Source organism: Paenibacillus sp. RC334 (genome assembly GCF_030034735.1).
In the GTDB taxonomy this organism is placed as follows: Bacteria; Bacillota; Bacilli; order Paenibacillales; family Paenibacillaceae; genus Paenibacillus; species Paenibacillus terrae_A.
Genome location: NZ_CP125370.1, coordinates 3,914,480 through 3,939,725 on the forward strand (window position 1 = coordinate 3,914,480; position 25,246 = coordinate 3,939,725).

A 25,246-nucleotide genomic window follows, 5' to 3' on the forward strand; every position below is an offset into this window, starting at 1 on the left:
ATAGATCACGTTGCTCCCATGGATACTATCCCCCAAACCATAAGAATTAAGAGATTACACCGTGATGATATATATATCGGAAGAAAGCGCTTAATATTGTAACAAAAATAACAGTGCTGCTAAAATAAAGAATATTTATCCTGTGAAAGTGAGCTTGGGACAGACAAATCAGGATTTTGCAAAATTCGATTCCAGTCGCTCCGAAGTGCAATATATAGACGAACTAGACCATTTCGATCTATATATTGTTCATTGGAAGTCGCTTATTGGATTTTTGCAAAATCCTCAAATATGACTATTATTTTAGCTTCTCACGAGCTTGGAGAATTTGCTAAACTAAAACAGTAGTCTTTATACCAAACTGGGACATATATCATCAACAAATCAAGAACAATACAGGATAAATAGGAGAGAACCTATTGTGACAAACCTACAAAACAAAAAACAAGTGTATATCATCCATGGATACACTGCTTCACCGTCTGATCATTGGTTTCCTTGGCTACAAGACAAGCTACAGGAAGATGGCGTTTCTGTAGATATATTGGATATGCCCAATTCGCAAGCTCCCCAGCTTCATGAGTGGACCCAACATTTATTATCAAGTATTGAGGTTCTACATAAGGATACCTATTTTGTTGGTCATAGCTTGGGGTGTGTTTCCATATTAAGATATTTGCAGCAAGTAAGTATCCCAGAGCAACTCGGTGGTCTTGTCTTCGTCTCCGGTTTTACCGATCCAGTGCCAACCCTGCCGTCATTAGATGAGTTTACAACTGATAAGTTGGATTATGAGCAAATCATGGACTCAGTAAAGATGCGTACAGTTATTGCTTCAAAGGATGACACGATTGTCCCCTTTGCACTCAGTAAGAAACTAGCGAAAGATATCCAAGCTGATTTCCACGAAGTAGAGCACGGAGGACACTTTTTAGAGCGTGACGGCTTTACTTCCTTACCCATTGCATATCAAGTTTTAATGGATATGATGAAGAGTTGAAAAGCTTCGGGCCCGAATGAATTCCATGGAGTGAGCGTAAAAGGTAACACTTAAATTCGTAAAATACCCCATCGCTTATATTAAGCAATGGGGTACGCCCCTTTTTAACGGTCCCGGGTTACCATATAATTCATTAAATGCTTCAGAAAAGCGATGTTGCGGGGTACCTCTTTCAACGCTTCCATAGCAAGGCAGTAGTGTTCCCACATCTCTTTACCGGCACCTTCCTGACCCAGGATGGATACGAAATTCGAATTGTTGTTCTCAGAATCCTGGCCAACAGGTTTTCCGAGTAAGAGCAGATCTCCCTCCACATCAAGTAAATCATCTTTAATCTGAAAGGCAATCCCCGCGTGATACGCGAATTTCTTCAAAGCAGCAATTTCCGACTCCTTGACCTGTGCGAGCATGGCAGGCATCACCAGACAAGCCTCAAATGCCACTCCGGTTTTGAAAAAGCACACCATATTTAACTGCTCCAGTGTCAATTGCTTTCCTTTGGAATCCAGATCCATCGCCTGTCCCATACACATATCTTCTGCCTTTTGGGCCGAGTATTGTATCAAAGCAAGTACGGTTTCGGCATTGAACTGGTCAAGTGACGATTGTTCCCCAATCGCCTTCTGAATCAGATACAGACCGGTTAATTCCGCGGTAGCGCTATTATGCACCTGATGCAAGGTCTGACGCCCTCTACGGGTAGACGCATTATCCTGAGAAGGCAGATCATCGAAGATCAGGGATGCGGTATGCATATACTCCAATGATCTCAGAAGCGGCACGATTGCCGATGCGTCAAGTCCATATTCGTTCACACCCATTACCCAAGTCAATATAGGCCGTATCCGCTTCCCATCCCCTTCGAGACTGTAATTTGCAGCATCAATAAGCTGCCCTTTCATCGCTGGAATCACATGAGGTTTGGTAATTTTTAATTGGTTGTTAATCTGATGGCGGATCATTTTGAACGTATTGAAAAAGTCTTCCTTTTCCTTGGAATCGTTTTTCAGACTGGTAATCATCTGGTCCCGAAGCAGTTTATCGAAGAAATCTACATTGTCCGCTTTTCGCACCATCTCTTGGATAAGTCGATTGAATTCCGGATTTCCGGATGCAAAGATCTCCATCATTTCATTATACTTTTCAGTACCTACACGTTCTTTATAACGTTTGAGTCCATTCATTGCACGATCCAGTATCACCTCACGGGCCATGGCATCGGAATCATATACGTTATGGATCAAATAGGAAATAACCGCCCAGTATAATTCAAAGGGATTGATAAGATCCGAACGCTGATCATGATATTTTAAATAGTAGGTATAGGGTGTTACCGCACCATCTCTCATATCGTCAACCATATCTGCAAAATCATCAGCCAACTGGTTATAGATACCATAAAAGAATGTTCGTTGCTCAAAGCCCTCATCCTCGGGAGCACCAATCACGGAACGGACAATCAATCGGGACGAAGAAGATTTTAAAATGACAGGTATATAAAGCTCTTCATTGGTGTAATTAGCACGCGTTAGGTCCTTGACACGGTCGATATCCTGGGAATGAAAAAAGACATAGGACTGCTCGAAAAATGTTTGCTGTGTATCCGGCCGCTGATGTTCCTTAATATACTCAAAAGCATCCGAGAGCTCTGAGTGTATGTATTGAATTAACTCCATATTATTTCCGGTCCAATCGCCCAACTCAGGCACAGATCCAGTGAGAAGCGCAGCACGTATCATACGGGAATATTGTTCTTTCTCTTGAGCGGTCAAAACCTGGGAATCGAGAAGATCGTCAATGAAAGGATAGGTTAGACCATAGGAATAACCAAGCCTGATGGCTTCATCCAGTCTGCGAGCACGTTCCACAGGTGACACTTTATCGTCCATCTCTTCCATCACATGCAGAATAACTCCGATAATGATCTTAATCAGTTTGCGCTGGGCTTGCTCGGCATCCATTTCCTTTGGAATATGGGAGGATACGGACCTAAGTTTGTTGATCACCCAAATTGTGGCGGTTTCTATGCCTTCCTTCTGGGCCCACCGATACAACCCGGCCAAATTCATAAATTCTGGTTGGTCTCCCCCGTTTGCACTGGTGGATTGAATCAAGTGTTTTTTGATGTCAGCAATGGCACGCTGAATCCGGGTCTGTGTGTCAGGAGAATCCAGAGCTTTGCCTAGATCCCTCATATAAATATAGGAGACGCTTCGATCCAGGTAATCATCCAATTTGCCTGTATAATTCAGCCATTGAATGTATCTATGATAATCCCGAGTATCAGGTTTTCTCTTTGCCCTCGAAAAGAAGGATAGCCATGAAGAATGATGAATATGATTCCTTTTCCACATTTGGATATCTTCCGTCAGGGTAGTTACATAAGTCTTGTCTACGACCTGTGCATAAAGTGATGCAAAATACTGAACCGCCTTCTGCTCAGCCAGCTGATATCCTGTATTGGCTTGATTTATAAATTCCTCATTCATACGATGCATTACCTCAACTTCTATTTTTGTTAAACATGGTTGCATTTCTTCCCTGACGGGAATGGGGCGGATCATGTTTTTATCTTTATACGGGAAAGAATCTGTGAGGTTACGAAATTATTATGCTGCTTACAAAAATACACTTATTGGCTTCATCAAGCAGATGTACCTTTACTGACTGGTCTGATACCGTTCGAATTATATAGTATAATCGATTTTAAACCGTCTGTTGACTGGCTACCTAGTTATATTATGAATGTTATGAATAGGGGGTTGTGTGATTAATGACAATGGAAGAAGTGCTTATGCTGGAACGTAATGAGACGAAGCTCGTTGGATACTCTGTAACCGCGTCGTTAAATCAAGATCTGGAAACCGGAATTGTCGTAAGATTACGCGAAGAACTCTTTGACAAGCGTCATGAAATTGCAAATCGATTAGATGATGACGGGATTTACTTAGTCCAAGTTTACCCGGACGGTGAATGGACGCCCGATGTTCCGTTCGTAAGTATTGTTGCGGTAGAGGTTAGCGATTTTGCACATATTCCCGAGGGATTAGTTCGTCATACGATACTGGCTGGGAAGTATGTGAAGGTCACTCATAAGGGACCTGAATCCCAAATAGATGGAACCTATGACTCAATCCGTGATAGGGGGATCAGCGCTTCTCGCTCTTTTGATTTCGAGTATTGGACTGATATTCATTCTCTGGAACAAAAGGACAGCACGATAGATATTTATATGCCTTGGGAAGCTTAGTCGATGTAACAAGAGCAGAATGTACTGCTACGCATGTGTTAATTTATATTATTTCGAGGTGTTTTTATGGAGTGGCTGGAAACGATCAGATTATGGAACCAAACGCCGGTTAAGGTACTGGACATTCGTCATTTTACGATGAAGCCTGGAGAGAGATTGAGTTCCTATTCCCTGCCTTCAAGCGGATTTCTATTCGCCAATCAAGGAGAAGCCAGATTAATGCTTGATAGAATTGAAACCTCATTAGCCAAGTTTCAGGTTCTCCACGGCGGAAAAGGAGCACATCTGAATATCTGGTGCTTAAACCAGCCGTTTGAATACTACCTCATTTTATACAAACCCGTTCAAGAACAAGCGGGTCAAAGTCCGTTCGAACGAGAAGATCGGATGGCTCTATTTAGACAAAACTATGCGTTTCAGGCCCTCTATCCGCTCCCCCTGATATCGCTTGTCGAACAAATGAATCACCAGTGGTCTAATAGAAATGAACTGGACAAACTGCAAGTGAATGGATTGTTCTATCAATTCGTGCATGAACACTTTCGTCAACTACAGATGAAGGAGATCAAAATATCCGAGCCGGATCTGGCTACACAAATAGCCCAATATATTCAAGAGCGTTTTCAAAAACCAATCGCTATGGAGACGATGGCTAAACAATTTCATTACAGTACCCACTACCTCGTAAAGGTGTTTAAGCGCAAATATGGATGCAGCCCTATCGAGTATGTCGTTCAAACCCGCATCAACAGGGCCAAATCCTTGTTAGCTGAAACAGATGCTTCCATTCGGGAAGTTGCCGAAAACGTTGGTTATACCAATTTTTATTACTTTAGTAGACTTTTCAAAAAGCAAACCGGCGAAACCCCAACACAATTTAAAATGCATAGCCTTGTTATAAGAAGTTCAACGAATACAAATTTTACACTCAAATCATTCATTGCTCCCGGATCAGGACAACGTTATATTGGTAACAATGATAATCATTATCAACATAACGCTTGGAGAGTGGACGATATGAATGTTAGTTTTAAGCCTGCTTTTGCTGTTACCCTTTTGTTCAGCTTAACATTGCTGCTGGCAGCTTGCAGTGGCACGAGTGACGTTGCGAAGCCAATTGAAACAAGATCGTATACCGATGCACTTGGACGGCAAACGGAAATTCCTGTTCAACCCAAAAGGGCTGTTGTTATTACATACGGCGGTTATTTGCTTCCATTAGGCTTAAAACCGGTAGGTGTCAATCAGGAGATACTCGACCTTTATCCTGACAAGATGGCTGATGTCGCTAGCATAGGCAAAGGAACAGGTAATGTCGAGGCCATTTCCGCATTGGAGCCGGATGTGATTATACTGTCGGATTTTCACGACAAAGCAACCTTTGAGCAGTACCAAAAAATCGCCCCAACCATTGCAGTAGCATGGGGTGGTGATCCAGACGTGGTGAATACACTACGGACGTTTGGCGACATTATGAACCGGAAAACAGAAGCAGAATCCTGGATTGCTAAGTTCGAGAAAAAATTGCAGGGCATTCGGGAACAAACTCACATCCCCATTAAAGCAGATACTACCGCAATCTCTTTCATTATTCACAAGGGAGAGGTACTGCTTGGAGGCGAGGGCGGTACGCTCGGAAAATTGATCTACCAAGATTTCGGTTTCCAAATGCCTGAGCAATTCAAACCATATGCCGATGGCGGAACTGCTCTTTCCATGGAAGCTCTGGTCCATCGTCCGGCTGACTATTTCTTTACTCAAATGACAGATCAAGAGTTGGAGCAAACCATGCAGCTATTCAGCGAGCCTGTGTACCAAACGATTCCCGCTGTGAAAAATAATCACATTATTAATGTTTCCCGTGATAAATGGAACAATGGCCCCTACCTGGTGGATGAGGCGGTCGATTCGTTGATTGAACAAATATCTCAAATTCAGCCATAGGGACATACGGCACCTTCATTGACGTTTTTCAGGGGTAAAATGATTAAAAATAGCGAGAAGCCCAAAAAAATCGGCATCTCGCTATTTGCTATTCATAAAGTTCCCATGTTTCTGTACATAGCTCAATGAAAGAATTTGCAGCATGTCTGCAATCGTCATACCCCAAACTACCAGAATGAGAAAAAAGAACAGGATATTCGTTGTTTCTTTTTTCTTCTCTCATATCAAATAAATAATGATTTCCTCTCCCATCCATCCCAAACGACACAGCATTCGGCATATACTCCGGCAGCTCATAAGCTAGATTCATTTCTCTCAAATCTTCGGTATCGAAAAACTGGAAATAACGTTCTCCATTTTGAAACTCCCCGCCGTTAGAGTATTTCAAAAAATGGATATAGCTGTCCGGAAATTGTCCTTGAGGCAGATGCCAGCTAACAGGATTCAGAGGTTTATATTGATCGTAATATGGAGAAGACTTCGAAAAAGGGTTCACTTGTCTTTCTTTTATTTCATAAATCTCTTGCTCCGAAAGCTTTATGTTCCATGTGTTCAGAAAACGGGATAGTTGTTCATTCGTCACACTTGGACATTTTACAAATTGATGTTCAAAATGAATATTCCAGATGATAGCCAACCTCCGATGAATCAGTGTCTCTTAACCTAAATTATAACGGATATTATACTTGTTCTCCAGACTTCAGCTATTGACCCCTTCTACTCCTCGTCCCTTGCCGGGTTGAAGCTTGCGAACACAGTTCATCAACCGTTAAAGTATGCATGTTCATTCCCCTCTCATTGTCCTAATCTCAACCTTCAATCCACATGCTGAGTCTTTAAGACCTGTGTTTGATCCAAAATCACCCACTGATTCAGCTCGTCGTATCCTTTTACAATTGCTGTGATCTCATGCTTTGGATACGTCCACTCAGGTGGTACCTTTTCCCCATATGAACGATGTGTCTGCCAATCTCCTCCTCATCTTGTGATAAACTTCATTCATACGCCATTCCCGCAAGAATCAACTCCTCCTGAATCCAGCTACTTCTGGTAGACAGTTCCAGCAAGTCGGCAGCGATCTGCTTGATCTGCTCTTGTAACACATGTGGCTGGTCAGTTCCTTCCAGAAAGCGACTCAAGAAATGAAGAAATACATCTACCTTCCTGAGCTGCATCAATACAGGTAAAGCATCAATCTCGGTTTGGGACAGATGAACTCGGCGGCTGAAGCCCTGGCAAAAATCCCGAACTGCTTGTGTCTCCTCCGGTTGTCCCAAAAATCCTGATAAGATGACCGCTGGTTCCATGACCCGAACGTCTAACGTACAAAACTCAAAATCAAGCAATGCAGTCACTTGGCTATGATCGGTATCCTTTACTAACAAATTGGAAGCGTTCAAGTCCCCATGTACAAGCTGATGCGGCAACTCTTCCAATGCATGAAGCGAATCTGTAATCTCTTCATATACTTTTCCTATCCATCGCAGCTCGTCATGCAAAGTTTTTAGAGGCTCAGGCGGATGCAGGCAAATCTCTCGAACGATCTCCTGGTTACACAATGGGTAGGATTGCTGCAAGGCGTAATACGGTCGGTAAACTGGAGCCATATCAAGATTGAAAGTCGCAAGTACAGCAGATAATTCACCCGTAGCCTCGCCAAAGGAATAGGCAAAGCTTGAATCCTGCTCCAGTGGTGATTTGCCTTCTATGTAATCGAACAGACAGACATATTTGCCGCTTTCCTTCTCAAGCTGAGCGAGTGTCTCTCCCGTCACTGTTCGAATTGGTATCGGCACCCTGAATGATAGAGAATGCATACTCAGCGGCTGCAAAACCGCATGCTCAAATTCAATTTTGTCCCTATCTCTGTGTGTATCGTAGACGCGCAGCACCCCGCTTCGCATACCACCCTTAACAAAATACGTCGTATTATTCCAACCCCCGGTTCGTTTCTGCAACGTTCCGTTCCACTCCGGCCAGTGCCGTCTTAGTATCGCTTCCAAGGATGTATCCTCCCTCTTGCCGGAAATAAAGGTATCCAGCAACCTATCATTTCATTAGCCTTGTGCTTATGAATTTGCAGATATTATAACATATAGACGCCCAATTAAAATTGGACGTCTATTACATCATGTAATGGTCATAGCGTTTACATGCTCCTTTGATATCCTTCATTTCCTCAACTGCTTGTTTCGGATATTTTGCGGGGTAGCACCATAAGCCATTTTAAATTTTTTATAGAAAAAACTCATGCTGTTATATCCAACTTGCTTAAATATCATTTCGAACGGCAGGTTGGTATTCACAACCAGAGAATAAGCTGCATTGAGTTTAATGTTGGCAATAAGCTGAGTATAAGTAAGACCAGTTACTTTTTTTAACTTATTACTTAAATACGTACTATTGTAACTGAAATGATTAGATAATTGCTGCAAGCTTAAATGCTGATAATGCTCTTCCATGTAATTCAGAATAGATGTAATATTATTTTCCTGCTGGTTTAAGTGAATATTATGCTCGCTTTCCAATACACGAACCAATTCTCCAAAAACAATCTGCAAATAAGCCTTGACCAATTCCATCGAATCCTCTTGACTGGAAAAATATTCGATTAAGATTCTGCGCAATATATATTGAAGGTTTTCATTATGTTGCGACTCAAAAATAATAAAGTGATTATGGTGCTGATGCTGGAGGACAGAGTTGGCGAGAAATTCACCAATCAGACTTTTTTTCTTAGATAACCGTTGTAAGAACAGGGAAGAAATCGTTTCTCTTTGCAGCAAGATATTAATAAGGATATCGTCTTCTCCCAAAGGAGCGATGCTGTGGGGCACATCCTTATCCAGGACACACACTTGGCCTTCACAAAGCTGAATTTCTTTGCCTGCTATGATTTGATTGCACTTACCTGAATAGACATAGTTTAATTCAATAAATTCATGCATGTGCTCCAGCATCGGAGCAAATCTATTGTGCTTGCTAATATAAATATCATGTTCTCCGAAGAAAAACAAAGCGGGCATACGATACATGTTTTGATTTATATCATAGTATCGTTCGTCCTCCGCTTCTTCGGAAAGATCATTAATAACCTGGTTGTTTTGTTGTTGTAAAAGTTCAATTTCCGTTTTGATTCTCAGCAACTGGTCCAACTCATGAAGATTCATAAACACTGGCTCCTCCTTCATTATATGATGGAAAAACGGGCGGTTCTCCGCCCGTTGAAAAAACTACCTATACCAGATGCCTCCCATTAACTGTGAACTGCCGCCCGAACCTTACTGCCCTTTCCTCTAATAGCGATTCCCAGACAGATGAGTGCAGCAATCGTAAACACAATCGCAGAAACGAGGAAGGAAAATGAGGCGGTTTCATTTCCAAACAACATGCCAACTAACTTGATAACATAAGGCGAAGCAAACGCTCCCAAATTGGAGCCTACCATCGCAATTGAAATGGAAATCGTCTCACTGCCTTTAGGCACGATTTTAGTTAGTATGGTAAAAATATAAGGAATAAACAGCGCAAAACTAAAGCCAATGATAAGCATGGCAACGGTAACCATGGTAACATTCTGAGCAAACCACAGCAGTACAAAACCTGTTGCTGTTAATAGACTGGAGATAAAGGGAGCGTAATTTCTAAACCATTTATAAATTTTACCAAACAAGAAGCCTGCAATCATAGTTGCCAGGGAGAACAGCGTTAACGCCGTTCCTAAAAAACCAGGATTAGGCATATTCTTTTCAGCAATCATAATACCTGTTTTGGTATACACAATCATGATAAAGGTCATAAACAGGAAAAGTGCAGCTCCTAATCCAAGTACAGGTATGGATACTCCGCCGCTTTTGTGGCCCGTTCCTGTTGAACGCTCCACTGTAGGCTCCACACGCTCTGGTTCGGGAATAATAAGAAAGAATAACGACGCAATAGGAATGGTGATAGCATAGCATAAAAAGGCAAACTGCCAGTCGATTAAGGCAAGCTGTCCTGCCACAAAAGTAGCTAAGCTACTTCCTAGCCCTTGAACGGCGCTTTGAAAGCCTACTAATTGGGCACGTTCGTCCCCTTCAAAAAAATCACTAATTAAGCTGACGGCCAGCGAATTGAACATCCCGAGACCTGCACCTAATACCAGACGCAACGCGAGAATCCATGTAATGTTAGTTGTGAACATAGGTAGGATTCCGCCGATGACCACGAGCAAAAGTCCTAGCATGACTGTATTTTTTTTGCCCAATCGGGAAGAGATCGGACCACTCAACAGCACAAACAGCATCATCGTGAAGGATGGAATAGTAACTACGCTTTCAATCAAGGAACTAGAAACCCCTGATAATTGATTCAGCATCATCGGTATGATAGCCGAAATGGCACTCGCTGATGTCAGGACTAAGGAAATGGACAGCAACGCCGTTTTAAACCATACTTTGTTTTTTATATTCATCAAGTTACTCACCTCTAGTCTATGTTATTTAGCCTCTGGTTGCATGGGCAGGAACTTGGGTAGTCTGGCAGTATCTGTACTGGAAGACATACTGCCCTGAACCGACCGTAAACGTAATTTCACGATCTTCGCTCCTTTGGAAAATCGCCTGCTCCCCCGTAATCCCCATTCTCCCAGCCAGCTCCTGTGGTATATAAACAGGCGGATTCTGAATCGACGGATATTGCATGGCAATGGTCTGCTGTAATGCATCCGGCTCCATAACTCCCGGAAGTGTAATCTCAGCCGTCGTATTATGCGGAACGCGAACCGTCATCTGCATTTCTTCATTCACGATTTCCCAATGGACTTCCAGCGCACCATATGGCGTTTCCAGTTCCCCGTGGGCCGAAGTAAGATTAGCAGGCGGTTTAGGAGCTAATCGTGATTTTTTATAACCCGCTTCAAGCACATCGATTCCGGCAATATTTTGGTACATAAAGTCTCCAACTGAACCGTATGAATAGTGATTGAACGAGTTCATATCCGTACTCCAGAACGAGCCGTCCACTTTGATGCTGTCCCAATGCTCCCACATGGTCGTTGCCCCCCGTTCAACCTGATAGAGCCATGAAGGATAATCATTTTGAAATAAAATCTTATAAGCTACATCCGTATAGCCATTGTCGGACAAAACCAGACATAGATAGGGTGTGCCCACAAAGCCGGTATCCAGATGCATATCATTTTTTTCTATGAGCCGTACAAGCTCCTGGATCACTTGCGTTTTATACTTGTCCGGCACCAATCCAAAGTGCAGAGCAACAATCTGTGCAGTCTGGGTATTGGAGGTCAGTTGGCCAGCGTCATCGAAGTAGCGGTTCGCAAAAGCGGTTTTAATCCCCTCATGTAAGCTTTTATATGTGTTGTAATCGGTATAACGATTAAGCAGTCTGGCCGTCTGCGCCAAAATATGAGTCGAATACGCAAAGTAAGCAGTTGCGACCAGTGTTCCGTCGGTCGCCCCAAAATAGCTTCCTTCCTCGCTATCCAGCGCCAGCCAGTCTCCCAGCTGCAAACCGGTATCCCAAAGACATTCTTCGTTCCCCTGGGCACGGATGTAATCCACCCATGCTTTCATACTGTCATACTGCTGAGCTAAAATTTGCTTATCCCCATAGCATTGATACATGGTCCACGGACATATAACCGCCGCGTCTCCCCATGCTGCTGTCGTTTTGTCCATATTATCCGCAAAGGTTCCTTTGAGGACATCCGGCACTACAAAAGGCACTGCCCCATTCTCCAGCTGGTTATAAGCCAAATCCTTCAGCCACTTTCGGAAAAAGGAAACCGCATTCATATTGAAGCTGGCCGTTCTGGCAAAAATCTGTGCATCACCGGTCCAGCCTAATCGCTCATCGCGCTGCGGGCAATCGGTTGGAACATCCAGGAAATTCCCCTTTTGTCCCCACATAATATTGTGCTGTAATTGATTGAGCTTCGGATCGGATGTCTCAAACACCCCGATATTCTCCATATCTGAATGCAGAACAACGCCCGTAAAATCTTCAATTGTAACGCCATCCGGAAAGCCCTCAAGCTTCACATATTGAAAGCCTTGAAAAGTGAAATGTGGCCGAAATATCTCCTTCCCCTTCCCACTGCAAATGTACGTAATCTGCTGTGCTGCATCACGAATGTTATCTCTGTAAAAGTTCCCTTGCTGATCCAGCACTTCACCATGAACCAGCTTCAAAACCGTACCTTCAGGGGCTTCAACTTTAAATTCCAGCCAGCCTACCATATTTTGGCCCAAGTTAAGCACAAGCTCACCTTTGGGGGTTCGAATGAGCTCAACAGGCTTCAATCGGTTCATCACACGGACAGGCTCATTCTCCTGAGCAACCAGATGACTTAATGGGAACGGGACGATCTGCATCATTTTCCGTTCGGTTAAAGAGCTATGTTCGGGTGCCCGCTGCTCAAGTCTGGCATCATAGATTTCGCCGTTATAAATATCCGACATTAAAATGGCACAGTTCGTTGCCTCCCAAGAAGAATCAGAGCAAATGAGTTCAGAACGGCCATCTTCATAACTAATCTCCATTTGAAGTAGCAATGCATTCGTGTCCCCGTAGGTGTCCTTGCGCTTCTGCCAGCCCAGATAACCGCTATACCAGCCTTCTCCCACCGTTGCTGTGATTCGGTTATTTTGTTCTTGAATGGCAGAAGTCACGTCATACGCTTGCACCTGGACACGATCGTTATAATCCGTCCATCCTGGGGTAAAGTAGGCATCGCCCACTTTTTGCCCGTTTAACTCCAGTTCATATAGACCCAGGCTTGTAGCATAAATGACTGCTTTTTTCACTTTCCCCTCAACTGAAAAACACTTGGAAGTGGCAAAAGGAGCTCTTGTCTGAAACTCTTCATTTATGCTCCGCTCCTTCACCGTGATCCATTGTGCTTTCCAGTCCTGCTCATGGAGCAACCCCATCTCCCAAAAGCCGGACTCACTCCATTTCGATTCTTCTGGTTCTGTGTCACCCGCTCCTTGAGCCCACACTTTTACCCGATAATAATATCTTTGTCCTGATTCCAGTGGAGGGCCTTCATATGGAAACAGAATGGATTGATCCGAATAGGCAAAATGATTCCAGATCAGCGATTCAAAAGTGGGATTAACGGATACTTGCAATTGGAACCGTTTTTGTGAAACATACATTTTGTCAGATTCAATCTGCCAACTGAGTCGCGGCTTTTTACAACCAAGTCCAATCGGATTATTTAAATGCTCGCATCTAAGCGCTTTCAATTTTAGCATTCTTATGTCCTCCCTGAGTTCTTCTTTTGTATTTCTATACTTAAATTAAAGCGCTTCCATCGATTATGCGTCAATGTTGTATCCATGCATGTTATATGCTTGATTTACAGGTGTTGAAATTCCACCCCTTATATTGAATCTTAAAATGGATCTATTAGATAAATATGTATGTTTTCAAAGCAGCGCTCATTAAAAAAGCCTGAATCCGTTTGGGGCGAATTCAGGCTTGAATTTTACTATAAAGTATTTTTTTTAGCTAGCTTATGCCTGTCCGGCTATCGCTTGTTCCGGCGTGGAGGTCGGGTACAAGTGGCAGGCGACCTGCCGACCTGGTGCAGCTTCGGCAAAGATTGGCTGTACTTTGCTGCAAATGTCCATGGCTGCCGGGCAGCGGTTGTGAAACGCGCAGCCGCTGGGCGGATTTTCCGGGCTCGGCACATCGCCTTTGAGTACAATCCGGTCCCGTTCCGCTTCCGGATCGGCTACAGGTACCGCAGACATCAACGCCTTCGTATAAGGATGCAGCGGCTCCTTGAACATTTCTTTGGTCGGTGCGAGTTCGACCAGCTTGCCCAGGTACATCACACCAACGCGATCGCTAATAAATTTGACGACCGACAGATCATGGGAAATAAACATATACGTCAGGTCGTACTGTTTTTGCAAGTCCTTCATCAGGTTGAGCACCTGCGCCTGAATGGACACATCGAGCGCTGAGACCGGCTCGTCACAAACGATAAATTTGGGATTGAGCGCCAGTGCCCTTGCAATCCCGATCCGCTGACGTTGACCGCCCGAAAACTCATGCGGGTAACGATGAGCGTGATAAGGGGACAATCCGACCACTTCGAGCAGGTTTTCTACACGCTCCTTGAGCTGTGCTTTGCTCAACTTTTCATGGGTGATGAGCGGTTCTTCCAGCACCTGCTGCACCGTCCATCTTGGATCAAGTGAAGCAAAGGGGTCCTGAAACACCATCTGCATATCCGTTCTGAATTTGCGCAGTTGCTCGTTATTTAGCTTCCGTATATCCGTACCGTTAAACAGAACTTCTCCATCCGTCGGCTCGATCAGTCTGAGGATTGCCCGACCTGTTGTAGATTTGCCACAGCCAGATTCCCCCACAATGGCCAGAGTTTCGCCCTGCTGTACCGACAGCGTTATACCATCCACCGCTTTGACTGCTCCCACTTCTTTGGAAAAAAGTCCCTTTTTGATCGGATAGTGTTTTTTCAGGTTACGTATTTCAAGCAGTGTACTCATGATATCCCTCCTGCTGTAGCAAGCAGCGGCTTTTGTGCCCAGCTTCCACTTCCACAAGCTCCGGGGCCTCTGCAAGGCAAATTTCTTTGGCAAACTGACAGCGTGGTGCAAAACGGCAGCCTTTTGGCATATCGAGCGGGTTGGGAACCTGGCCCGGAATAGAAGCCAGACGCTCCTGATCACTATTCAATTGCGGCAATGATGCTAACAGACTTTGTGTATACGGATGCTTGGGATCTTTAAAAAGCGTTTTGACATCCGTCTCTTCCACCACCTGCCCGGCGTACATAATAACTACCCGATCACACATTTCGGCTACAACGCCAAGGTCATGGGTAATCATCAGAATGGAAGTTCCTTCGGACTTTTGCAGGTCACGCATCAAATCAAGGATTTGCGCCTGAATGGTCACGTCGAGTGCCGTGGTCGGCTCATCCGCGATCAGCAGCTTCGGATTGCAGACCATTGCCATTGCAATCATAACCCGCTGGCGCATCCCTCCCGAGAGCTCATGCGGATAAGAAACGGCTACTTTCTCTGGGCGTGGGATGCCAACTTTAATCAGCATTTCCACTGCCATGTCCTTGGCTTTATGTTTACTTACACCGTGATGGTATCTGGCAGATTCGGCAATTTGTTTACCGATTTTGAACACGGGATTCAGCGAAGTCATAGGCTCCTGGAAAATCATAGCCATCTCATTGCCTCGAATTGAACGCATTTTCCGTTCTGAGTAATCCAGTATGTTTTCGCCGTTAAACCGCACTTCACCAGCAGCTACTTTCCCAAGCCCTTTGGGGAGAAGCTGCATAATGGAAAGGGAAGTGATGCTTTTGCCACACCCGGATTCCCCAACAATCCCGAGTGTTTCCCCTTTGCCAACCGACAGATCGACGCCGTCCACTGCCCGGATGGTACCCGCCGCAGTCTTGAACTCTGTGCGGAGATTGGTTACTTCAAGCAATTGTGCCATGTCCTCTTCCCCCTCCTTGTCCACAATGTATCTTCACGTTTTTATCTAAAAGGAACGAGCCTATTCGGACTTGCCCATCGTTTGCAAATGCTTCATGTCTCCGTACAGCTTGGTGATATGTTGAAATTCTTTTTCCGAATGAAAAGAGCATTGTCCGCGTCCATAGGCCTTGGCTGCTTCGACAGCCACTTTGGCTGCCAGCGCAATATCGCCTTCGTGGCTTGCACCCGTTGCACTGCCTGGTACGGGGGCGGCTGCGGTAATCGCTACACCCACAACCGGAGCCGATGTTGCTACTGCTGGCTGCAAAATGCTGTTGATATGATACAGATCGTTGCCATAAGGTGTGATATCCTGTGTGGTCACGGCAAAAGTAACACACGGTTCGCCGGTTACGGTCTGCACAATATCGACAAGGTCTTCGCTGATCCGCAACACATAGCCCTCGCGTACAGTAGGGGAAATAGCAATACCTTTATGGTTGATGACACGATTCCCTTTTGTGGTATCAATCGACAGAATGGCTTCCATCTCGGGAGTCACTTCATACTGGTTCATAGTCAAAATATCTACTGGCGAATCCATAAATGGAACCGGATCATGCGGCTGGGTAGGTGCATCCGGACAAATGTGCGTACAGATAATCACGTCGCCGTCCAGCACATCACCTTTGGACTGCATAGTCAAAAGCTTGGCTGCTGTTGAAATCGCTGCTGCCGCGCCATCGCCATCAGATACAAATCCGATCATTTCCGGACGTGCTCCAAGTCCGCCAAGACGACCAATTACACCCAGAGTTGGGCAATTGCCACCGCGAATACGGCCGTTTTTCCCAGCAATAACCACTTTGATAAAATCTGTAGAGCCTTTTTCACCCTGAACAGTTGTGACGCTGATGTCCGCTTGACCCAGTTGTTCCAAATAAGCTTTTACTTCCGTCCCGCTGGCGGACGGGCTATCCAAAAGATCATATACCTCGTAAACTTGTTTCATCATACGTCCAGCTCCCCTTAAGCTTCTGTTTTTGTAGTTTTCAGATATTTAAGCGCCGTCAAGGCGTATACTTTCGCGGATTGAATGATCTGCCATACCGGAGCTCTTTCGTTGAAGTTGTGGATGGTTCCCAGGTCGGCAGGTCCATATTGCAATACCGGAATATTATATTTGCGGAATGCACGTGCATCACTGGTTGCCCACTGCAACACGCCATAGGCTTCTTTACCGCTAACCTCAGCGATGGCATCCACAAGATCATGCACAATTGGTTCGGTTGGTGGGGTCCAGTTGGCATTACCGAAAAACCCGAACTGCTTGGGTTCAACGTGAATGTCTACACTAGCAAGTAATTCTTTCGCTCTAGCCAGTACATCCCGGTGGTCTACACCAAAAGGAACGCGGGAATCCACTTGTACCGTACAACGGTCGGCAACCACATTGACTTTGGTGCCCCCCTGGATCGTACCGATGTTCACTGTTACATGGTCAAAGGCTTGCCCATAAGCCGGGTTTTCCCGTTCGCTTACATAACGCTTGGAAATTTCAATGATCTCTTTGACTTCTTCCGGAATGTCCGGTTTGATATCCCACAGTTGTTGCAGGGCTTCAATTCCTCTGGCTGCTTTCAAAATAGCACTTTCACCTGCGATCGGTTGCAGACTGCCGTGACCCGGCGTACCTTCAACGGTAAACTCAAACCAGCAGCTTCCTTTTTGACCGATCGTCGGATTTTGCGGGCCCGAAGGCTCTGCAATTACAGCAGCCGTTCCTTCAATCAGTTTTCTTTCCAGCACCCAAGGTACCCCAAGATGGCCCCCGGTTTCTTCGTCTGGAACAACCAGCAGCGACAATGCGCCCTCAAGTGGTACACCGAGTTTGGATAACAGCGCCACTGTAAAAATCAATCCACCCAAGCCCGCCTTCATGTCCGAAGCGCCGCGGCCCAGCAAATATCCGTCACGGATTTCGCCACAAAACGGGTCAAAATCCCAGCGAGTGCGATCCCCGGCCGGAACAACATCCGTATGTCCGCAGAAGATCAGTTTTTTTCCATCTACGGATTCAGTTCCATAGTCGGAAATAAGATTCCACATATTTGGCCCGGATTCATGTACAGTTGTTTCAATCCCCGCTTCTTTAAGGTAGTCCATAATAAACTGGCTGATTTCACGTGAATCACCTGGAGGATTTTCCGAGGGAAACTGAATTAACCGCGAGCAAAGCTCAAGCAGTTCATCCTGCCGTTTTTCTATTTCATCAAGAACTAACGTTTTCCAATCTGTCATTTCCATTCAACCCTTTCACGTTTTCCATATCGCTAACTGAACCCTTACTTTCCATACAGATCAGCTTCATACTTCAGGTGTAAAATGATAGCCTTCGGCTGTAAGAAACCGAAGGCATCAGGGTAAGATGAGCAACTTACTCTTTATTCAATGAGTAGAATCGGATCACTTCATCCGGGTAGTAAACATATCCAGTGACGTCTTTGCCCATGCCAACAACCCGATTGTATTCATACAGGTACGCCCAAGGCGAATCTTGATTGATAAGTTCTTGTGCTTTGCCATACAGTTCTTTTCGTTTATTTTCATCTTGCTCTTTGCCTGCTTGCTCCCACAGCTTATCCACTTCTGGATTAGCGTAATGGATATAGTTCGAGGAACCACTGCTGTACATCAGGAATCCAAGATGGTAACCCGGGTCATTGACGAAGGAGGTCCATTTGGAGATGTATGCTGTCAGGTTGCCTTCTCGTTGTTGTTCAAGGAACTGTGCACGGGCAACGTTGACAACGTTCATTTTCACGCCGATTTTGGCAAGTTCAGCTTGAATCAACACGGCGTCATCCGCCCAGTCCTGGAAGCCCGAACCCAGTGTCAGGTCGAAATTAAACCCATTAGGGTAACCCGCTTCGGTAAGCAGCTGTTTCGCTTTGTTCAGATCATGCTTATAGCTGTAGCCCGCATCGGTGTAGCCCGGTGTGTTGCTCGCTACGGAACTCTTCATTTGCTTCGCTTGACCATACATGACATCGTCGATTAATTGGTCGTAAGGAATGGCATAAGAGATCGCTTGACGTACTTTTGGATCATTAAAAGGTTTTACTTTGTTGTTCATGGCGAAATACAGAATCCGGTTACTTGCGTTGGATTGAACCTTCAGATCAGCGTTGGTTTCAAGCTTCGCAACGTCCTTTGCAGGAATTTCAATCGCCATATCGACATCGCCTTTATCCAGCAGGAGTACACGGTTGGAGGCTTCCTTGGTAAACTTCATCGTTACTTTACTCAGATTTGGCGCACCTTGCCAGTAGCTGGCATTGGCATTAAAGACGGCTTCTGTCGCAGGGTCCCATTTTTCAAGCTTGAACGGACCGGAGCCTGCCGCATGTGTTTTCAAATACTCGCCATCGCCCTTCTCTTTGACAAGCACGTCATCCACGATAGAAAAGTTATACAAAGACAGAATTTGCAGGAACATATGATTAGGCTGGGACAATGTAATGACAACGGTGTGCTCATCCGGCGCTGTAGCGGTTTTGATAGAGCTCATACCATAAAGGAAGCTACCGGAATCGGAATTTTTAAGCCGCTCCAAGGAATACAGCACAGAACTGGCGGTCAGCGGGTTGCCGCTTTGGAATTTAACGTCTTTACGCAGATGCATTGTATAGGTCATGTTATCAGCGGAAACATCCCATTTCTCAGCCAGCATGGGCTTGATTGCTTCCGTGTCTGCGACTTCACCACTGTCCGTAGATTTTTTGCCGTAGGTCACAAGCTGATCATAGAGCGCAAGCACAAGGGTGTCCGATGTAAGATCACTTGCTTCAGCAGGGTCCATGGTCGACCCTCCCTCCGAGTAGGCAAGCGTAATCGCCTTTGGCGGGGCTGAAGCTTCTGCACCCTTCTCGCCGGATGAAGCGGACGGGCTGTTGGCATTGCTTGCGCAGCCTGCCGTCCAAAGCAACGTAGACAAGACGACAATTAGAGAAAGACCTTTTTTCAACATAGCTTACGTTCTCCCCTTTGGTGATCTATTTATTTTTATTTGCTAGAGCGCAGTCTGGGATCAAGCACATCCCGCAAACCGTCTCCAAGCAAATTGAAACCCAAAATAGCTGTCGCAATTCCAAGACCCGGGAAGGTCACAATCCACCACTCACCGGAAATGATATATGCCCGCCCTTCTGAAATCATCGCGCCCCACTCGGCAATCGGGGGTTTGACGCCAAGACCGAGGAAGCTGAGACTGGCAGAGGTCAGGATGGCAAAGCCCATCCCCAGCGTTGCATTCACAAGCAGTGGAGCAAGCGCATTGGGTAGAATGTGGCGAAACAGGATCGTTCCGTTCGTTACACCAATGGCCCGGCTGGCCTCAACAAACTCCTTTTCCCGCAGAGAAATGGTTTGTCCGTGAATCAGTCTGGCGAATTCGGGTATGCCTACAATCCCCACGGCGATAAGTGCGCTCATCAGTCCTGGTCCCATGGCCGCAGCGATCGCCATAGCCAGTACCAGCGATGGGAAAGCAAGCAGAATATCCATGCAGCGCATAATAATGCTGCCCATTCGACCGCCGTAGAAGCCAGCGATGGCTCCAAGCGGTACGCCGATGATAAATGAGATCGACACGGCGATCATCCCGGTCCATATGCTGATTCTCGCTCCATAAATAACACGGCTGAGAATGTCACGTCCGTAATTATCGGTCCCAAACCAGTGTTCTGCACTTGGCGGCAACAGCTTGTTAGCCGGGTCGGTTACGTAAGGATCATGTGGTACGATCCATGATGAGAGGATCGCGATCAGCGTCCATCCCACAATAAAGATGAATCCGATTAAAGCGAGCTTGTTGCTAAACAACAATCGCCAAAAGGTCTTTCTTTTCGGTATAGCGGCTGCATTGGGCTGAGGTACAGCCGCTTTTGCTACCAAATCACTTGCAGTGCTCATCCGAGTACCTCCCCTTACTTTTTTGCTTCGTGTCATTATTCGTACCGGATACGCGGATCAATTAATCCGTAAACCAGGTCGACTCCAAGGTTGATAAAGCTGTAAATCAACGCACTCACTAAGGTAAAAGCTTGAATGGGCGCGTAATCAGCGGCCAAAATGGAATCCGTCACATAACTGCCGACTCCCGGCCAGGTAAAAATGGTTTCCGTTATAACCGCCCCACCAATCAGATAGCCGACCTGCAAGCCAAGTACGGTAAGTGTCGGAATAAAAGCGTTAATCAGAGCGTGCTTGTAAATGACTACTCCCTCACGCAGACCTTTGGCTCTGGCCGTTCGGACAAAATCCTGCCCGATGACTTCCAACATGCTGGAACGCATCATCCGTGCCACAATCGCCATCGTACCTGTGCTGAGGCAGATTGCTGGCAGGACTAAATGGGATAAACTGCTTTTTAAAGCTACAAAATCACCAGTCATCAAACTATCGATTACATAAAGTCCCGTAATGTTTGTTGGTGGATTGATGTCACCGCTGATTCGGCCCATTGGCGCAGGAGCAATGCCCCATTTGGCATAAAAAATATAAATGAACAACAGTCCAATCCAGAAGATCGGCATACATGCACCGATCAAAGAAAACACACGTGAAATGTGGTCAACAATGGATTCTTTTCGGGTTGCGGCCAAAATCCCAATCGGGATTGCCACCAGGATCGCAATAACCAAGCTTGCCAGCGCCAGCTCGATGGTTGCCGGAAACCGGGTAGCAAAATCACTCGCCACTGATTGCCCGGTGTGATAAGCCTGACCCAGATCACCTTGAAACAATCCAACTACATAATGAAAAAATTGAATGTACTTCGGTTGATCCAGTCCCATGCTACTGCGAATATTTTCAATTGTCTCAGGTGTAGCCTGTTCCCCCGCAAGCATCACGGCAGGATCACCCGGAAGCACTCTCGAGATAATGAATGTAATGACGATAATACCAAGCAGTGCCGGAATCATCTGTATTAATCTGCGTAGTGTGTAAACGGCCACAGCCTGCCCCCCCTTGTTCTTATTCCCTTGTTTTCTTTTTTGTCATCTTTTTTATCATCACTTGTTATTTTGATTAATTGTACTAAGGAACAGGAGAAGGAACCACGTCCTGAATAACTAAAAATAATGACGAATTTTGTCGTTTAAGCACTAAAGTTACATCATATGTAACTTTAATATTTGAATTCAGCAAAAAAATAATGTCACATAACTGACGTCACCACAGTGTAGCGATACTGTGTTATCAGATTAATGTATGTATGTATGTATGATGCAAAAAGATCCTTTATCCAACAGGACAAAGGATCTTTTTGAAATATTCATTTATTTGGTTACGATTTGGCCGGGAGAATATTTTTGTCAAATTCAACTTCAAATAAATACTCATCTAGGTCCACTTTCATCGCTTCGTTAAAAATATTGGAAGCGATCATTTTGCATCCGACTGTTGTAATCAGTACAATTTCCTCATTGGAAAAATGACGCTTCAAATCTTCATAAATCCGGTCTTCGATATGGTTCGGATTATTAACCAAACCTCTGCCATAGTCGATCAATATTTTTTCAATCTCTGTAAATTCAAATTGTTCAAAAGTAAGATTCAAATCTCTAAGCAGCTTGGCATGATAGGTGGAACAAACCAGGCAGTCATTTTCCGTGGAAATGGCATAGCAGTAAAAGTAAATGGCCCGGCTTCCGATAATTTTTTGCAATTCGTTTCGAACCGGGTAAAATTCCATCGCACGAAAGGACGGCATCGAATACAGCAAAGTTTTCACCATATTGGTGATTCTTCCGTTCTTGGATCTTTCCTCATAAAAGTCTTTGGCTTCCGGGGACATATCCTCCACCTGCAGTAAAGGTACAATGCTCATAGGTAACTCCTCCTTCAAAATATTAATTAAAATACGGAATTTGTATTTGCGGAATAGCGTTGATCAAAGACTGTGTATAAGCATGCTCGGGACGGTTGAAAATCTCGTCTGTCGCCCCAAACTCCACGACCTCCCCCTGCTTCATCACCATGACCCGATTGGAAATGCTATAAATAACCTCAAGCCCGTGCGCGATGAACAGATAAGAAATGCCCCATTTCTGCTGCAAGTCTTTTAACAGCTCCAAAATTTGAGATTGAATTGTCATATCCAGGGCAGAGGTCGGCTCATCACAGACTATAATCGTTGGCTCAGCCGCCAGCGCACGGGCAATACCGACACGCTGGCACTGTCCCCCGGACAATTCCTTGGGATAACGCTCCCTGTACGCATTTGGTAATCCGACATCATTCAACAGACCATCAATACGGGTGTTTATCTCCTGCTTCGTGAGACTAAAATATAATTTTAACGGCTCAGCCAAAATATCCTTAATTTGCAATCTCGGATTTAGGGAAGAAACCGGGTCCTGAAAAATATACTGAATATTCCGTTTCGTAGCCTTGGAACGGGTCCTCGTTCCGCTTAGACGCTCGCCATCCAGAGAGATATCGCCTGATGTCACAGGAATCATGCCTGCAATCATTTTGGCTACAGTCGTTTTCCCACTGCCCGACTCCCCAACAATGCCCAGTGTTTCCCCTTTCATCAAGGAAAATGAAACATCCTTTACCGCAGCAAAATCGGTATTGCTTTTCGTTCTGTAGCTTTTATTCAAATGCGCCACCTCTAAAATCGGCCGACTCATGACTCCACTCCCCTTCCTTCTGTAACAGTCTTTACAACACGTCTTTAAAATAAATTCGCGGCATACTGTTCAACAGTTGTTTGGTATAGGGATGCTTGGGATCAGAGAAAATGTCTGTCTTGGTTCCTTCCTCCACCAATTCTCCCTGCTTCATTACGATGACCCTGTCCGCCATCTCATAGACAACGCCCAAATCATGCGTAATGAACAATATGGTCATGGCATACTGCTCCTTCAGCCTGCGGATCAGCTTCAAAATATGAGCCTGAACGGTCACGTCCAAAGCCGTTGTCGGCTCGTCCGCCAGCAATAACTGCGGCTTGGAGGACAGGGCCATCGCAATCATAACCCGCTGTCTCATCCCGCCGGACAGTTGAAACGGATACTGATTTACCACTTCATCCACGTTACGGATTTCCACCTGCCGCAGCAGCTCTTTGGCCTGCTCCAGCGCAGCTTTTTTGCCCATTTTAGTGGATGCGTGTAAACGGATGACATCAACCATCTGCGTTCCGATGGTATAAACAGGATTCAGTGCGCTCAGCGCGTCCTGAAACACCATCGCCATCTGCTTCCCGCGGATTTTAACCATTTCCTTCTCGCTCAGCTTCAACAAATCTTGTCCGTTAAACAGGATTTGACCGCCTGAATATGTCACGGTGGGAATCGGCAGCAACTGCATAATTGCTTTGGCCGTTACACTTTTACCGCTGCCGGACTCGCCTACCAGACAAACAATTTCTCCCTCATAGATGTCAAAGGACAAGCTGGAAAAAACGGAGGTCACTTGTTGATTTTTTTCAAAATCAATTTGTAAATGTTTTACTTCAACGATTTTATTTCCCGCCATGGTGTATCTCCTTGAACAAAGGGAATGTCGGCAAGGCAGAATGCTCCTGCGCTTGCAACTGCTTCAATGCGGCCTGAGCCAGAGCCAGATCGAATATGGACAAGCCAAATCCGTTGAACATTAGCTTTTGTCCGGCATTTTGCCTGAGCGCCGCCTTTTTCAACAAAATATCTTCCAGCAGCGTTACTTTACGCTCCAGCCCATCGTCCTCTCTGGCCAACCGGAAAAGCGACTGACTGCTCGTCATGACCCCTCCGCGAAAGTCATCACAGATAATTCCATCGAATTGTGCAACCGCCGGGGAATCAATATCCCGCATCCCAATGTGCAAATATAAATGTCCATTAACAAAATGGTGGGAATGCAAATAAGGGGTGGCCGCAGAAGTGGCGCCAATGATAATCTGGGCAAAATCCAAACAGCCGGGCAGTTCCTTATGCACACGGCCGGTTATATTCAGGTCTTGGAGCAAATCCGCCACATCCCGGTTCATTTGATCCGCATGTGCAGCATTCCGGCTCCATATGTGTACTTCTTTCAAATGAGGCAAAAAGGGTAGTACACCCTTCAACTGATGCTTCGCCTGAAACCCCGAACCGCAGATAAGCAGAGACGTTGCCATGGGGTCGGCCAAGTATTTGATGGCTGTCGCCGACACCGCTGCCGTCCTTAATCCGCTGACCAGCTCGCCTTCCAGCAAAGCTTCAGGTACGCCTGTCTGCAAATCATTCAATATAATAAGCGGATGCGTGTAAGGCTGGTTGCCAGAAGCTTTAGGAACATGCGAGGTCCATTTGATGCCTGCCACACCTTCCTCTTTTAAATAAGCCGGCAAAGAATAAAAGGCTCCTGCTTCGAGACTGTCCGGAATCATGGCAATTTCCTGCGCACCCGCCGCATTGCCAGCAGCCTTTTGTATAAAGGTGCGCTCAATGATGTGCTGTGCCGCCCTTGCATCGGTAATACCGCTTTGTACAATCTGTTCGCGGGAAATGATAACCATATCCAATCCCTCCCTCCAGC

At 45.4% G+C, this 25,246-nt stretch carries 20 protein-coding genes; 3 read left to right on the top strand and 17 right to left on the bottom strand.

Going from position 1 to position 25,246, the window contains the following annotated elements:
- Window positions 1-421: 421 nt before the first annotated feature.
- Window positions 422-1,000, top strand: coding sequence for an RBBP9/YdeN family alpha/beta hydrolase (locus tag QMK20_RS18025; protein ID WP_283652694.1), 579 nt, complete (start codon window positions 422-424; stop codon window positions 998-1,000).
- Between the two features lie 104 nt (window positions 1,001-1,104).
- Here the strand turns inward: QMK20_RS18025 and QMK20_RS18030 are convergent, their stop codons facing one another.
- Window positions 1,105-3,498, bottom strand: coding sequence for a polyprenyl synthetase family protein (locus QMK20_RS18030; protein WP_283652695.1), 2,394 nt, complete (start codon window positions 3,496-3,498; stop codon window positions 1,105-1,107).
- 275 nt (window positions 3,499-3,773) lie between these two features.
- On the opposite strand from QMK20_RS18030, the gene QMK20_RS18035 reads away from it, so the two are divergent.
- On the top strand, window positions 3,774-4,250 hold the full coding sequence (locus QMK20_RS18035) for a GyrI-like domain-containing protein (RefSeq protein WP_283652696.1): 477 nt from the start codon (window positions 3,774-3,776) through the stop codon (window positions 4,248-4,250).
- A gap of 66 nt (window positions 4,251-4,316) precedes the next feature.
- Entirely contained in the window at window positions 4,317-6,194 is a 1,878-nt protein-coding gene (locus QMK20_RS18040; protein ID WP_283652697.1) for an ABC transporter substrate-binding protein, read from the top strand.
- Window positions 6,195-6,282: 88 nt separating this feature from the next.
- On the opposite strand, the gene QMK20_RS18045 is transcribed toward QMK20_RS18040, so the two are convergent.
- The 16 genes from QMK20_RS18045 to QMK20_RS18120 all read right to left on the bottom strand — a co-directional run bounded on the left by QMK20_RS18045 (window position 6,283) and on the right by QMK20_RS18120 (window position 25,226).
- The gene (locus QMK20_RS18045) at window positions 6,283-6,822 is read right to left on the bottom strand and encodes an SMI1/KNR4 family protein (protein WP_283656304.1); all 540 of its coding nucleotides are present in this window, start codon (window positions 6,820-6,822) and stop codon (window positions 6,283-6,285) included.
- 367 nt (window positions 6,823-7,189) lie between these two features.
- Window positions 7,190-8,197: a phosphotransferase gene (locus QMK20_RS18050; protein ID WP_283652698.1), complete on the bottom strand. Its 1,008-nt coding sequence runs from the start codon at window positions 8,195-8,197 to the stop codon at window positions 7,190-7,192.
- A 168-nt stretch (window positions 8,198-8,365) separates the two neighbouring features.
- The gene (locus QMK20_RS18055) at window positions 8,366-9,364 is read right to left on the bottom strand and encodes an AraC family transcriptional regulator (protein WP_134913309.1); all 999 of its coding nucleotides are present in this window, start codon (window positions 9,362-9,364) and stop codon (window positions 8,366-8,368) included.
- A gap of 86 nt (window positions 9,365-9,450) precedes the next feature.
- Window positions 9,451-10,647: an MFS transporter gene (locus QMK20_RS18060; RefSeq protein ID WP_283652699.1), complete on the bottom strand. Its 1,197-nt coding sequence runs from the start codon at window positions 10,645-10,647 to the stop codon at window positions 9,451-9,453.
- A 28-nt stretch (window positions 10,648-10,675) separates the two neighbouring features.
- Complete coding sequence (locus QMK20_RS18065; protein WP_283652700.1) at window positions 10,676-13,453, bottom strand: alpha-L-rhamnosidase; 2,778 nt, start codon at window positions 13,451-13,453, stop codon at window positions 10,676-10,678.
- A 261-nt stretch (window positions 13,454-13,714) separates the two neighbouring features.
- Window positions 13,715-14,716, bottom strand: a complete 1,002-nt coding sequence (locus tag QMK20_RS18070; protein WP_283652701.1) for an ABC transporter ATP-binding protein — start codon at window positions 14,714-14,716, stop codon at window positions 13,715-13,717.
- Window positions 14,700-15,689: an ABC transporter ATP-binding protein gene (locus QMK20_RS18075; protein ID WP_283652702.1), complete on the bottom strand. Its 990-nt coding sequence runs from the start codon at window positions 15,687-15,689 to the stop codon at window positions 14,700-14,702. The genes QMK20_RS18070 and QMK20_RS18075 overlap by 17 nt, the downstream gene beginning before the upstream one ends.
- Window positions 15,690-15,749: 60 nt before the next feature.
- Window positions 15,750-16,685: a DUF1177 domain-containing protein gene (locus QMK20_RS18080; protein ID WP_283652703.1), complete on the bottom strand. Its 936-nt coding sequence runs from the start codon at window positions 16,683-16,685 to the stop codon at window positions 15,750-15,752.
- A 14-nt stretch (window positions 16,686-16,699) separates the two neighbouring features.
- Window positions 16,700-17,971, bottom strand: coding sequence for a M20 family metallopeptidase (locus QMK20_RS18085; protein WP_283652704.1), 1,272 nt, complete (start codon window positions 17,969-17,971; stop codon window positions 16,700-16,702).
- A gap of 136 nt (window positions 17,972-18,107) precedes the next feature.
- Complete coding sequence (locus QMK20_RS18090) at window positions 18,108-19,700, bottom strand: ABC transporter substrate-binding protein (RefSeq protein ID WP_283652705.1); 1,593 nt, start codon at window positions 19,698-19,700, stop codon at window positions 18,108-18,110.
- Window positions 19,701-19,735: 35 nt separating this feature from the next.
- Window positions 19,736-20,644, bottom strand: coding sequence for an ABC transporter permease (locus QMK20_RS18095; RefSeq protein WP_283652706.1), 909 nt, complete (start codon window positions 20,642-20,644; stop codon window positions 19,736-19,738).
- A 35-nt stretch (window positions 20,645-20,679) separates the two neighbouring features.
- Entirely contained in the window at window positions 20,680-21,690 is a 1,011-nt protein-coding gene (locus tag QMK20_RS18100; protein WP_283652707.1) for an ABC transporter permease, read from the bottom strand.
- 332 nt (window positions 21,691-22,022) lie between these two features.
- Window positions 22,023-22,565 (bottom strand): carboxymuconolactone decarboxylase family protein, encoded by a 543-nt coding sequence (locus QMK20_RS18105; RefSeq protein WP_283652708.1) that lies wholly within the window; start codon window positions 22,563-22,565, stop codon window positions 22,023-22,025.
- 22 nt (window positions 22,566-22,587) lie between these two features.
- Window positions 22,588-23,373, bottom strand: a complete 786-nt coding sequence (locus QMK20_RS18110) for an ABC transporter ATP-binding protein (RefSeq protein WP_283652709.1) — start codon at window positions 23,371-23,373, stop codon at window positions 22,588-22,590.
- Between the two features lie 31 nt (window positions 23,374-23,404).
- A complete protein-coding gene (locus QMK20_RS18115) occupies window positions 23,405-24,223 on the bottom strand; it encodes an ABC transporter ATP-binding protein (RefSeq protein ID WP_283652710.1) in 819 nt (272 codons plus the stop codon).
- Window positions 24,210-25,226 carry a hypothetical protein gene (locus tag QMK20_RS18120; protein ID WP_283652711.1) on the bottom strand — a complete coding sequence of 339 codons (1,017 nt, stop codon included), beginning with the start codon at window positions 25,224-25,226 and terminating at the stop codon, window positions 24,210-24,212. Before QMK20_RS18120 ends, QMK20_RS18115 begins: the two co-directional genes overlap by 14 nt.
- Between the last annotated feature and the right edge of the window lie 20 nt (window positions 25,227-25,246).